Origin of the sequence: Amycolatopsis acidicola, from assembly GCF_007713735.2 — a bacterium.
GTDB lineage: Bacteria > Actinomycetota > Actinomycetes > Mycobacteriales > Pseudonocardiaceae > Amycolatopsis_E > Amycolatopsis_E acidicola.
Genome location: NZ_VMNW02000153.1, coordinates 1 through 12486, shown reverse-complemented (window position 1 = coordinate 12486; position 12486 = coordinate 1). Strand labels below are relative to the sequence as shown.

The window sequence follows — 12486 nt, the reverse complement described above, 5'->3', positions numbered from 1 at the left end:
GCGCCGGGGGAAGGGGAAGCGCGCCGAGGCATCCGGCGGCGTCCGTGTTCGTGGCGGGCAGGCCGGCGGCCAGCTCGGTCACCGACGTGCTCGTCGCCCGGTACACCCGGCTCCGGCCGCGGTTCTGGTTCGCCGTCACGTAAAGCGCGCCGTCCGGGGAACGAACCACGGCGCCGTATGCAGGACTGAACGGCAGCGCGGGCCACGACAGCCGCCGCACGACGCCGCTGCGCGGGTCGATCGTCACGACCACGCCGCCGTCGAAGGCCACCGACGCCACGCCGTAGAGCAGCCCGCCGGCGGGATCGAAGTCGAAGTCGTCCACGCGCGCCGCGAGCGGCCCGAGCGTGATCGCCTGGCGCACGCCGAGAAAATCACCGGACGGGTCGATGTCCACTATGTACAGAACGCGGCCAGCCTTGACGTACCAAAGGTTTCCGGAGACGGCACCGGCCGTCGCCGACGAGAAATCGCTTCGCACCGAGCCGTGCAAGGGGCCGAGGTCCTTGGCCGTGCCACGCCTGTCGAGGCTCACCACGTGCCCGGCCGAGGACATCCCGTACGCCAGATCCTGGCCGCGCGCGTAGCCGAGTGCGTTGAGCTGGTAGGGGATCCTGCCGAGTTTCGTGCTCGCGACCTCCGGATACTCAGTTCTGTCCACAATAGACGATTGGGTCGAGAAACTCCTTACCTGCAAGGCGACGCATCTGGCCCCCGCAGCCGAAGCGCTCGGCGCGAGCGTGGTCAACGTCGTCAGCAGAACCACCGTGCACAACCGTGCCGCCCGCGTCCCGCGCATCAGCTCAGCCGGGTGATGGCCTGCTCGAACGCGTCCGGGCCGAGTTTCGACCCGCCGGCGAACGGGTTCTGCAGCTGGAAGATCGCGAACAGCAGCAGGGTCGTGGTGGCGGCCAGGGTGGACACGATGATGATGTGCGTGAGCTGTTTGGTACCGCCGAACAGGTTGGGCAGCAACACGAAGATCACACTGCCGGCGATGAGCACGAACCACACCACGGCGCCGATGTGGTTGTCCCGCACCGAGTTCAGCCGGGCTTGGCGCTGCTCGTAGATCTTCACGAGCTGTTCGCCCGCGTCGGTCTTGCGGTTGACCAGCCAGTCGTCGTCGGGCAGGTCGGTGGCGTCGAGCGACTCCCGCATCCGCTGCACCAGCGACCAGCCCCCGTCGGGCATCGGCCCGCCGTCCTGCAGCCGCGGCCATTCCTGGCGCACCACGGTGTCGGCGTATTGCCTGGCCAGCACGGGCACGTCGGTTTTCGCGGGCTCGGGCAGCGAGTCGGCGTCCCACGCCACGGCCACCACGGCCTGCGCTTCCTCGTACGCGTTGTCCCTGGCCGTGTCGGCGGCGTCGAACAGCGAGATCAGCACGAACGCGACCACGACCGCGTGCAGCCCGCCGACGATCGTGAACGCCTGGCCGGCGGCGTCGTTGTTGTCCATCCGCCCCTCGTCGAGCCCGTACTTGCGGACGAGGAAGGCGATGAGGGCGCCGGCGACCATCGCGCCGACCACCCATCCGAGTCCGGCCAGGTACACGCTCATCGAGCTCCTTCCGATGGGGGTGTCAGCACGCTAATCGCGGCGGCGACAACGTCACAAGATCGGGGAAGCGCTTTCACGCGACGGCGGGGGTGGAATTCGGGCCACTCACCGGTGCGGCCTAATTAGCGAGGCTGCCCCGCGACCGGAATGGTCCTTTTCATTCCCGGACCGGTGCCGCCTTGGGCCATCCGGGGCGGGCCCGCTCACCCGCCGTCATCGATTCACCGGAAGATCCGCGAAAGGCACTGGGGCACAACGAAAAGACGCTCGATTAGCCAAAACGGGCCATCGGATGTCCCAGGATACGGGACGGGTTGGAACCGTTCGGAGCAGCCGCACCCGTTCCCGTAGCCGAGCCGCCCGGCCCGTCACCCCGTGGCGCAAGGCCGGCTGGGCGAGCCGGGTGACGGACCGGAAAGCGACTCTACCGACCGTCCGTCACCCCTGGTGCGCATCACTCGAATGTCGGCCGAATTCCGGCGGCCCCCTTTTCACCGGCACGGTCGTGTGACTGTACGGCTCCACTCGCCCGGTGCTAATGTCATTTTCGCCCCCAGGAAATCGGGCCTTCACGAATTCGCGGAATCCCTTTATTTGCAAGGATTGGTGGTATTTGCCGTGACTGTGACCGAATCCGCTGAGCCAGGCGTGGACAACGGTGCCCCGCAGCTGAGCCTGAGCACCGCGGCGGCGCGGAACCTGGCCACCACGACCAAGTCCGTGCCGCAGATGCAGGCGATCTCGTCCCGCTGGCTGCTCCGGGCGCTGCCCTGGGTGCAGGCTTCGGGCGGCGCGTACCGGGTCAACCGCCGGCTCTCCTACACCATCGGCGACGGCCGGGTCACGTTCGTCAGCACCGGGGACGACGTGCGCGTGATCCCCGCCGAACTGTGCGAATTGCCGCTGTTGCGCGGTTTCGACGACACCGATGTGCTCACCGCGCTCGCCGGCCGGTTCGAGCAGCGCAGCTACGAGACCGGCGACGTGATCGTCGAGTTCGGACACACCTCGGACCAGGCGTACCTGATCGCCAACGGCAAGGTCGAGAAGATCGGGCCCGGCCAGTACGGCCAGCAGACCACGCTCGGCGTCCTCGCGAACGGGGACCACTTCGGCGACAAGACGCTCGCCGACCCGGAGGATCTGTGGGAGTACACGGTCAAGGCACTCACCCCGTGCACCGTGCTCGTCCTGCAGCAGAACGCCTTCGACGAGGTGTACAACCAGTCCGAGGCGCTACGGGAGCAGGTGCGGAAGTTCCAGGACGGGCTGCTCTCGCCGCGCAACGAACACGGTGAAGCCGAGATCGACCTGTCGTCCGGGCACGCGGGCGAGCCCGACATCCCGAGCACGTTCGTCGACTACGAGCTCAGCCCGCGCGAGTACGAGCTGAGCGTGGCGCAGACGGTGCTGCGGGTGCATTCCCGCGTCGCGGATCTGTACAACCAGCCGATGAACCAGACCGAACAACAGCTGCGGCTCACCGTGGAAGCCTTGCGGGAGCGGCAAGAGCACGAACTGGTCAACAACAAGGAGTTCGGCCTGCTGCACAACGCCGACTTCTCGCAGCGGCTGCACACCCGCTCCGGCCCGCCGACGCCGGACGACCTGGACGATCTGCTGTCCTCGGTGTGGAAGGACCCGGACGTCTTCCTCGCGCACCCGCGCACGATCGCCGCCTTCGGCCGCGAATGCAACGCCCGCGGCGTGTACCCGGCGGGAATCGACTACCAGGGCCACCAGGTGCCGTCGTGGCGCGGGGTGCCGATCCTGCCCTGCAACAAGATCGGCGTCAGCGACACCGCCACCAGCTCGATCCTGCTGATGCGCACGGGCGAGGAGAACCAGGGCGTGGTCGGGCTGCACCAGACCGGCATCCCGGACGAGTTCGAGCCGGGCCTTTCCGTGCGCTTCATGGGCGTCAACGAAAAGGCGATCATCTCCTACCTCGTGTCGGTGTACTTCTCGGCGGCGGTCCTCGTGCCGGATGCCTTGGCAGTACTGGAAAACGTCGAGGTAGGCCGGTAAGGACCCGGCGACAGGGCGGAGCGCATCGTGACCGTGACACTGGAAACCCGGACCCGGCTGAGCCTGAGCACCGGCGCGGCGCGGAACCTCGCCACCACCACCAAGACGGTTCCGCACATGCAGGGCATCAGCCCGCGCTGGCTGCTGCGGCAGCTGCCGTGGGTGGAAGCCACCGCGGGCACCTACCGCGTGAACCGCAGGCTCAGCCACACCACCGGCGCGGGCCGCGCGGCGTTCTACCGCACCGGCAGTGAGGTCCGGGTCGTGCCGGCGAGCCTGGCCGAGCTCTCGCTCCTGCGGGGGTTCGACGACCCGGAGGTGCTGGGCGCGCTCGCCGGGCGGCTCGCGCAACGCGAGTACGCGCCCGGCGAGGCGCTCGCCGAGGCCGGGCAGCCGACCGAAGAGGTTTTCCTGCTGGCGGAAGGGAAAGCCGTCAAGGAGGGCCGGGGGGCCTACGGGGACGTGACCTCGCTCGGCGTGCTCGCCGACGGGGACTACGCCGGTCAGCAGGTGCTGGCCGAGTCCCCACAGGACTGGCCTTTCACGGTCCGCGCCGTTACGAGGATCACGGCGCTGGTGCTGCGCCGGGCCGACCTCGCCCAGCTGCTGTCCACTTCGGACGCTCTGCGGGCGCACGTCGAGCAGCTGCGGCGGGGGACGGTCCCGAGACAGAACAGGAAGGGCGAGGCGGACATCGCGCTGGCGTCCGGGCATTCCGGCGAACCGGAGCTGCCCACGTCCTTTGTGGACTACGAGCTCGAGCCGCGCGAGTACGAGCTCGGCGTCGCCCAGACGGTGCTGCGGGTGCATTCCCGCGTCGCGGATCTGTACAACCAGCCGATGAACCAGACCGAACAACAGCTGCGGCTCACCGTGGAAGCCTTGCGGGAGCGGCAGGAGTCGGATCTGCTGAACAACCCGGATTTCGGCCTGCTGCACAATGCCGAGCTCGGCCAGCGCATCCAGACCAGGAGCGGGCCGCCGACCCCGGACGATCTGGACGAACTGCTGTGCCGCCGGAAGAGCACCAAGTTCTTCCTGGCCCACCCGCGCGCCATCGCGGCGTTCGGGCGGGAGTGCACGAGCCGCGGGATCACCCCGCAAAGTGTTGAGGTGGAAGGGAAACCGGTGCTCGGCTGGCGCGGGACCCCACTCCTGCCCTGCGACAAGATCCCGATCACCGAAGGCAACGCCACGTCGATCCTCGCGATGCGGGTCGGCGAGGAGCGCCAGGGCGTGATCGGCTTGCGCCAGAGCGGGATCCCGGACGAGATCGAGCCGAGCCTCAACGCGCGGTTCATGGAGATCGACGAGAAGGCGATGCTCAAGTACCTGGTCTCTTCGTACTACTCGGTGGCCGTGCTGGTGCCCGATGCGCTGGGCATCCTGGAGAACGTCGAGCTGGGGCGGTGAGCGTGGACGTCGCGACCCCGGCGCGCACGGCGCCGGAAATCCTGTCCTGGTCCCGGGATCTCGTCGAACCCGAACTGCGCTCGGCGACGGCGCGGCTGTCCGAGTCGGTGAAACCGCCTACGTACCACCATTTCGGCTGGACCGACGGCGGCGGCAGCGGCAAGGTGCTGCGCCCGGCGATGGCGCTGCTGTCCGCCGAAGCGGTCGGTTCCGCCCCGGAGCCGGCGCTGCCCGCCGCGGTCACCGTGGAGCTGGTGCACAACTTCTCCTTGCTGCACGACGACGTGGTGGACGGCGACGCGACGAGGCGGCACCGCGCCACGGTCTGGAAGGTGTTCGGCGTGGGCACCGCGATCCTCGCGGGGGACGCGTTGCTCGCGCTGGCCGCCGAGTTGCTCGCCGAACGGCCCGCGCAGCTGCGGATCCTGATGATCGCGGTCGCGGACCTCATCGAAGGCCAGTGCGCGGACCTGCGGTTCGAGGACCGGGACGACGTCGACGTGGCGGAGTGCCGCGACATGGCCAAGGGCAAGACGGCCGCGTTGCTGGGCGCTTCGTGCGCGATGGGCGCCGTGGCGGGCGGTGGCGGCCGAGAGCAGATCCGGCAGCTGCGCTCGTTCGGCGAGGAGATCGGCCTCGCGTTCCAGTTCGTCGACGATCTGCTCGGCATCTGGGGTGAGCAGGCCGTCACCGGGAAACCGGTGTACTCGGACCTGCGCAACCGCAAGAAGTCCCTGCCGGTGGTGGCCGCGCTGCGCTCGGGCACCCGCGAAGGCAGGCAACTCGCGCAGCTGTACGGAAAGCCGGACGACCTGACGAGCCCCGAGCTGGCGCGCGCCGCCGAGCTCGTGGAGGGCGCCGGAGGCCGCCGGTGGGCGCAGGAGCAGGCGGACCAGCTCCTGGAGAAAGCGCTTTCCCGGCTCCACGCCGCTGTTCCCCGGCCGCGTGCCGAAGCCGAACTCACCGCGCTCGCCCGATTGGTCGCCCGCCGTGACCGCTGACGTCCGCGTCCCGGCGCCGCGAAAAGCAGTACAAGGAGCGTTCATGTCCTTCACCGCAGCCCAGAGCATTCTCGCCGCGAACAACCGGGGCCGCCCCGACCCCGGCGCCGTCCTGGTGGCCGAAGACCTGCTGTGGCCGGACAGGCCCGCCGTGCCCTGCCCCGCCGGAGTGCTGCTGGAAGGCGAGCTGCGACGGCGTGGCGTGCCCGCGGCACGCGGCCCCTTGCACGCCGAAGCCGATCGGGGAGCCGTAGCGCTGCGCGCGGTCTTCCGCAACGGCGATCACGCCACCGGCCTCGGCGCGGCCGTCACCGGCGACCCCTCCCCCGAGCTGACCGAGCGGGTTTGCGCCGCGATGGCCGCGTGCCTGGCGGCCACCGGCACGGCACGCACGGTGCTGCTGGCGGCGCCCCGCTCCTTCTGCGCCGGGGTGGAACGGGCGATCGAGATCGTGGAACGCTTGCTGGACAAGCACGGCGGCCCGGTCTACGTGCGCAAGCAGATCGTGCACAACGTGCATGTCGTCGGCAAGCTCGAAGCCCGCGGCGCGGTGTTCGTGGACGAACTGCGCCAGGTGCCGCCGGGTTCGAAGGTGGTGTTCTCCGCGCACGGGGTCTCCCCCGCCGTGCGCGCGGAGGCGGAACGGCGGCGGCTGGACGTGGTTGACGCGACCTGCCCACTGGTCGCGAAGGTGCACACCGAGGCCCGGCGCTTCGCCTCCCGTGGCGACACCGTGATCCTGATCGGGCACGCCGGGCACGAGGAGGTCGAGGGCACTCTCGGCGAAGCCCCGCGGCGGACGGTCCTGGTGCAGTCGGCCGAGGAGGCCCGGACGGTGCGGGTACCCGACCCGCACCGCGTTTCCTACCTGACCCAGACCACGCTGAGCGTGGACGAAACGAGCGAAGTGATCGAGGTGCTGCGGCAACGTTTCCCCGCCCTCCGCGGCCCGGCGTCCGATGACATCTGTTACGCCACGACGAACAGGCAGGACTCGCTGAAGGCGATCGCGGCCGAGTCCGACGTGGTGCTCGTGGTCGGCTCGCGGAACTCCTCGAACTCGGTGCGGCTGGTCGAACTCGCCCGCCGCGAAGGCACCGCGGCGCATCTGGTCGACGACGCGCACGACATCCGGCCCGAGTGGCTGGCCGGCGCCGGGGTGGTCGGCCTGACGGCGGGCGCGTCCGCCCCGCCGAGGCTGGTGGACGCCGTGATCACGGCGCTCGGCGGGCTCGGCCCGGTCACCGTGGAGGAGCGTGAGACCACCCGCGAAACCATCCACTTCACGCTGCCCGCGACGGTGCGCGCATGACGGCGGTGGCGCTCGGCATGCCGGAAATCCCGGTGCGCCGCAGGAAATCCCGGCAGGTTCAGGTCGGCTCGGTGCCCGTGGGCGGGGACGCGCCGGTGTCGGTCCAGTCGATGACCACCACGGTCACCGCCGACGTGAACGCGACCCTGCAACAGATCGCCGAACTGACCGCGGCGGGCTGCGAGATCGTCCGCGTGGCGGTGCCGTCTTCGGACGACGCCGAGGCATTGCCGGAGATCGCGAAGAAATCGGCCATCCCGGTGATCGCGGACATCCACTTCCAGCCGCGGTACGTCTTCGCGGCGATCGACGCCGGCTGCGCCGCGGTGCGGGTGAATCCGGGCAATATCAGGAAGTTCGACGACAAGGTGGCCGAGATAGCCAGGGCGGCGGGCGACGCACGCGTGCCGATCCGGATCGGCGTCAACGCCGGTTCGCTGGACAAGCGCCTGCTCGAAAAACACGGCAAGGCCACGCCCGAGGCGCTCGTCGAATCGGCGCTGTGGGAGTGCTCGCTGTTCGAGGAGCACGGGTTCACCGACCTGAAGATCTCGGTGAAACACCACGACCCGCTGGTGATGATCGACGCCTACCGCCTGCTGGCGCGGCGGTGCGAGTATCCGTTGCATCTGGGCGTCACCGAGGCGGGGCCGCGGTTCCAGGGCACCGTCAAATCTTCGGTGGCGTTCGGGGTCCTGCTCGCCGAGGGGATCGGGGACACGATCCGGGTGTCGCTGTCCGCGCCCCCGGTGGAGGAGGTGAAGGTCGGCGCGCAGATCCTCGAATCGCTGGGGCTGCGCCCGCGCAGGCTGGAGATCGTCTCGTGCCCGTCGTGCGGCCGGGCACAGGTGGACGTCTACCGACTCGCCGAGCGCGTGACAGCGGCCTTCGAGGGCTTCCCGGTCCCGTTGCGCGTCGCGGTCATGGGCTGCGTCGTCAACGGGCCCGGCGAAGCGCGCGAAGCGGATCTCGGGGTGTCATCGGGGAACGGGAAGGGCCAGATCTTCGTGAAAGGCGAAGTGGTCCGCACGGTTCCGGAGAGCCAGATCGTGGAGACCCTGCTGGAGGAGGCCCTGCGACGCTGGCCGCCGGAATGAGGCCCGCGCCCTGCCGCCTCCTCAGCGGTGGCTCATCTTCTTGATCAGGACCACCAGCAGAATCCCGGCGCTGATCACCGCTCCCGCGGTCAGCGCCGCGCGCTGGCCGGTGTGCGCCGTCTGGCGTGCCTTGTCCGCCAGCGCTTCCACGGTCTCCCCGAGTTCCTCCCGGGTCAGTTCCACGTCGAGCCGCGCTTCTTCGGCGTCGCGCGGGAAAGTCTCACGTCCTGGCATGCCGGCTCCCTTCACGCACGGCCCGCACATCCTCGGCCACCCCGGCAGCGGCCTCCTCGGGCACCGGCGGCACCGCGCGGCGGATCTTGTTCCTGCCGATCAGCGCGGCCGTTCCCGCCACGAGCATGAGCGCGCCGCCGACGATCAGCGCCGCGGCCCAGCCGGGCACGACCAGCGCGAGCGCGAGGATCGCGGCGGCGACGAAAGCCAGCGCGCCGAACAGCGCCACCACGCCCGCGGCACCGGCGAGCCCGGCGCCGACCCCGGCGTTCTTGCCCTTGTCCTTGAGCTCCGCCGCGGCCAGCTGGACCTCGTCCCGCACCAGCCGGCGCGTCTGCTCGGACATGTCCTGCACCAGTTGCGCGATCGACCGGTCCTCGACCGCGGTGGATCCCTGTTCAGTCATCGTCCCTCCAAGGCAGTCCGAGCGTCGGCTACCCGGGGGTCCGCGAGGCTAATCGTGGCCGGTGTCGCCCGAGGCCCGCTCCGAAGGCGTCGCCATGGCCGCTTCGTGCGGGACCGGTTTCCCGGTCAGCGTGATGTGTCCCTGTTCCCGCAACGATTCCACGAGATGCGGGTAGTGCAGTTCGAACGCCGGGCGCTCCGAGCGCACGCGCGGCAGTTCGAGGAAATTGTGCCTCGGCGGCGGGCAGGTGGTGGCCCATTCCAGGGAGTTCCCGAAGCCCCACGGATCGTCCACCGCGACCTTTTCCCCGAAGCGGTAGCTCTTCACCACGTTGTAGATGAACGGCAGCATCGAGGCGCCGAGGATGAACGCGCCGATCGTGGAAATGGTGTTGAGCAAGGTGAACCCGTCACTGGGCAGATAGTCGGCGTAACGCCGCGGCATCCCTTCGTCACCGAGCCAGTGCTGGACGAGGAAGGTCATGTGAAACCCGATGAACGTGGTCCAGAAATGCAGTTTCCCGAGCGACTCGTCGAGCATCCTGCCGATCATCTTGGGGAACCAGAAGTAGACCCCGGAGAACGTGGCGAACACGATGGTGCCGAACAGCACGTAATGGAAATGCGCCACCACGAAATAGCTGTCGGTGATGTGGAAGTCCAGCGGGGGCGACGCGAGGATGACCCCGGTCAGCCCGCCGAGCAGGAACGTCACCATGAACCCGACCGCCCACAGCATCGGGGTTTCGAAGCTGATGGTGCCCTTCCACATCGTGCCGATCCAGTTGAAGAACTTGATCCCGGTCGGCACCGCGATCAGGAAGGTCATGAACGAGAAGAACGGCAGCAGCACCGCGCCGGTGGCGAACATGTGGTGCGCCCACACCGCGAACGAAAGCGCGGTGATGCCGATCGTCGCGAACACCATCAGCCGGTACCCGAACAACGGTTTCCGCGCGAACACCGGCACCACTTCGGTGATGATGCCGAAATAAGGCAGCGCGATGATGTAGACCTCGGGATGGCCGAAGAACCAGAACAGGTGCTGCCACAGGATGGCGCCCCCGTTCGCGGGGTCGAACACGTGCGCCCCGATCACCCGGTCCGCGAGCAGCCCCATCAGCGCCGCGGTCAGGATCGGGAAGACGGCCAGCACCAGGATCGAGGTGAACAGGATGTTCCAGGTGAAGATCGGCATCCGCCACATCGTCATCCCGGGACAGCGCAGGCAGACGATGGTCGTCACCATGTTCACGCCGCCCAGGATCGTGCCGAGACCGGAGACCGCGAGCCCGGTGATCCAGAGGTTCCCGCCGATCCCCGGCGAGTGCATCGCCTCCGACAGCGGGGCGTACGCCGTCCAGCCGAAGTCCGCGGCGCCGCCGGGCGTCGCGAAGGACGAGAGCACGATCAGCCCGCCGAAGAGGAAGAGCCAGTAGGAGAACGCGTTGAGCCGCGGGAAGGCGACGTCCGGGGACCCGATCTGCAGCGGCAGCACGAGGTTGGCGAAGGCGAACACGTTGGGCGTGGCGTAGAGCAGCAGCATGATCGTGCCGTGCATCGTGAACAGCTGGTTGTACTGCTCCTGCGAGAGGAACTGCAGCCCGGGCCGGGCGAGCTCACCGCGCATGAGCAGCGCCAGCGCCCCGCCGATGACGAAGAAGCCCAGCGACGTCAGCAGGTACATCCAGCCGATGACCTTGTGGTCGGTGGTGCGCATCAGGCGCAGCAGGGTCTGCCCGCGGCGGTGCCGCGCGGGTAATCCGTACTGGTCGCCCAGGACAATCGGCCGGGCCCGAAGCTCCGTCATCTCATCCCTCGCCTTCGTCGCGCACAGTGCCGACCCGGCGTACCCACTGTCCTCCGCGGCGAAAAGTGAATCAACCCCTCACCGCGCTTTTGTCCCCGGCGAATGCGGACCGTGACCGGGGGTGTCACCAAAACGAGCGACGCGCCGCTCTGTCCGCCTCTGTCCACAGAGGACGCGATCCGCGTGTTTCCGCGTTTCCGGGCCGGGTACCTGAATGTTTGTCACGACGATTCGAGGAGTGACCTGATGGGTAGCCGTGCCGAGATCGCCCTGGCCAGGGAGCCCGGGTCGGCGCATCGCGCACGCCGCTTCGCCGGCGGTGTCTGCGCGGACTGGCAGCTGGGGGAACTGCGCGCGGACGTGACCACCGTCGTCAGCGAGCTGGTGGAGAACACCTTGCAGCACACGGGTTCCCCGGCGTTACTGCGCCTGGAACTGCTCGGCCGCGTACTGACCGTGTCCGTGTCGGACGACGACCCGCGCGAGGCCAGGGTGCGCGCGGCGGACAGCGACGGCGGGTACGGGCTGCGCATCGTGCAGCGGATGGCCAGGTCGTGGGGGTGCGAACGGACCGACGGCGGGGGCAAGAAAGTCTGGGCGGAACTGGTCGCGTAAATAATTCACACATTACTTGGCGTAGCAGTGGATTAACCCGCTTTTTCCTTGCCAACGACGCGATCGCGTCCGTACCTTCAGATCTGGGCGGTTGAGCCGGCAGCCGCGCGGGGAGAGTGAGTTTCGCAGGCCGGCGGCGTGCTTCGGCAGCCGCAGGCCCGAGGAGATCGGAAAAGCGCCGTGCAGACACTCAGCGACGTCCGAATCGAAATAGCGGAATTTCCCGGCGGAGTCCGGCTGGCTCGTGTTTCGGGTGAGCTGGACGCGCTCGGTGCCCCCGCCCTGCGCGAAAACCTGGGGCGGCTCGCGGCGGGGGCCCCGTTCGTGCTCGACCTGGACGCGGTGACGTTCGTCGGCTCCGCGGGCCTGGAAGTGCTGCTGGAGCTGGCCGAACGCGCCGAGCGGGAGCACGTGGGGTGGGCGCTGGTCGGCAACCCGCGCCCGGTCGCCCGGCCACTGCTCGCCACCGGCCTCGCCGCCCGGCTGCCGCTGCAACCCACGGTGGCCGCCGCGGTCGAATCCCTGAGCGCCGCCCACCAGCCGGCCTGAGTTCCGCCGCCGCGGCAGCGGCCACCAGCATGGTGGCCGCCCGCGTTGGCGTGTTGGCCACCCACGTTCGCGCGTTGGCCACCCAGGCTCGCGTGTTGGCCGCCCGCGTTGGCGTGTTGGCCGCACACGCTCGCAAGTTGGCCGCACACGTTCGCAAGTTGGCCACCCGGGTCGGGAAGTTGGCCGCCCACGTTGGCGAGTTGGCCGCACACGCTCGCGAGTTCGCCTCCCGCCAGCGAGTCGCACCTCCCTCTCGCTCGCGTGTCCGCACTTGCCCGGCCCACCTGCCACTCGCGTCCGGTGTTGGCCCGCGCCGGTGGCCAACTCACCGCCCGGGGCGGCCAACGCACCGACGGGAGCGGCCAACATGCGCGCGGGAGCGGCGAACTCACCTGCGGGCGCCCCGATCACCTCAGCGGCGGGGCACCCAGCCGCCAACCGCCCGCGCCACCCCCAGCG

Annotated in this window: 12 protein-coding genes; 7 read left to right on the top strand and 5 right to left on the bottom strand. The window is 69.3% G+C overall.

The genetic code is table 11. The annotated features are described in order from the left end of the window. Together FPZ12_RS44045 and FPZ12_RS44040 are read right to left on the bottom strand one after the other, a co-directional pair. Positions 1-661 (bottom strand): DUF6923 family protein (locus tag FPZ12_RS44045; RefSeq protein ID WP_424923707.1); only part of this gene is annotated, 661 nt, incomplete at its 3' end. 137 nt (positions 662-798) lie between these two features. Beyond that, complete coding sequence (locus tag FPZ12_RS44040) at positions 799-1563, bottom strand: bestrophin-like domain (protein WP_144760045.1); 765 nt, start codon at positions 1561-1563, stop codon at positions 799-801. A 618-nt stretch (positions 1564-2181) separates the two neighbouring features. Between FPZ12_RS44040 and FPZ12_RS44035 the strand changes: the two genes are divergently transcribed. The 5 genes from FPZ12_RS44035 to ispG are packed head-to-tail and all read left to right on the top strand — an operon-like array spanning position 2182 to position 8414. Then, on the top strand, positions 2182-3591 hold the full coding sequence (locus FPZ12_RS44035; protein WP_208026230.1) for a family 2B encapsulin nanocompartment shell protein: 1410 nt from the start codon (positions 2182-2184) through the stop codon (positions 3589-3591). Positions 3592-3615: 24 nt separating this feature from the next. After that, positions 3616-5004, top strand: coding sequence for a family 2B encapsulin nanocompartment shell protein (locus tag FPZ12_RS44030; RefSeq protein ID WP_424923708.1), 1389 nt, complete (start codon positions 3616-3618; stop codon positions 5002-5004). After that, entirely contained in the window at positions 5001-6005 is a 1005-nt protein-coding gene (locus FPZ12_RS44025; RefSeq protein ID WP_144760037.1) for a polyprenyl synthetase family protein, read from the top strand. The genes FPZ12_RS44030 and FPZ12_RS44025 overlap by 4 nt, the downstream gene beginning before the upstream one ends. 43 nt (positions 6006-6048) lie before the next feature. Then, positions 6049-7317, top strand: a complete 1269-nt coding sequence (locus tag FPZ12_RS44020) for a 4-hydroxy-3-methylbut-2-enyl diphosphate reductase (protein ID WP_144760034.1) — start codon at positions 6049-6051, stop codon at positions 7315-7317. Next, positions 7314-8414 (top strand): flavodoxin-dependent (E)-4-hydroxy-3-methylbut-2-enyl-diphosphate synthase, encoded by a 1101-nt coding sequence (gene ispG, locus FPZ12_RS44015; protein ID WP_144760031.1) that lies wholly within the window; start codon positions 7314-7316, stop codon positions 8412-8414. The genes FPZ12_RS44020 and ispG overlap by 4 nt, the downstream gene beginning before the upstream one ends. 21 nt (positions 8415-8435) lie before the next feature. Here the strand turns inward: ispG and FPZ12_RS44010 are convergent, their stop codons facing one another. From FPZ12_RS44010 to ctaD, 3 genes are read right to left on the bottom strand one after another with little or no spacing between them, the layout of a single operon-like run. Next, positions 8436-8648 carry a DUF3618 domain-containing protein gene (locus FPZ12_RS44010; protein ID WP_144760028.1) on the bottom strand — a complete coding sequence of 71 codons (213 nt, stop codon included), beginning with the start codon at positions 8646-8648 and terminating at the stop codon, positions 8436-8438. Then, positions 8635-9054: a phage holin family protein gene (locus FPZ12_RS44005; RefSeq protein ID WP_144760025.1), complete on the bottom strand. Its 420-nt coding sequence runs from the start codon at positions 9052-9054 to the stop codon at positions 8635-8637. Before FPZ12_RS44005 ends, FPZ12_RS44010 begins: the two co-directional genes overlap by 14 nt. Before the next feature lie 48 nt (positions 9055-9102). Further along, positions 9103-10863: an aa3-type cytochrome oxidase subunit I gene (gene ctaD / locus FPZ12_RS44000; protein ID WP_144760022.1), complete on the bottom strand. Its 1761-nt coding sequence runs from the start codon at positions 10861-10863 to the stop codon at positions 9103-9105. A 246-nt stretch (positions 10864-11109) separates the two neighbouring features. On the opposite strand from ctaD, the gene FPZ12_RS45900 reads away from it, so the two are divergent. Together FPZ12_RS45900 and FPZ12_RS43990 are read left to right on the top strand one after the other, a co-directional pair. Further along, a complete protein-coding gene (locus FPZ12_RS45900) occupies positions 11110-11478 on the top strand; it encodes an ATP-binding protein (protein WP_144760019.1) in 369 nt (122 codons plus the stop codon). A gap of 180 nt (positions 11479-11658) precedes the next feature. Continuing rightward, positions 11659-12027: an STAS domain-containing protein gene (locus FPZ12_RS43990; protein WP_243770343.1), complete on the top strand. Its 369-nt coding sequence runs from the start codon at positions 11659-11661 to the stop codon at positions 12025-12027. Positions 12028-12486: the final 459 nt, after the last annotated feature.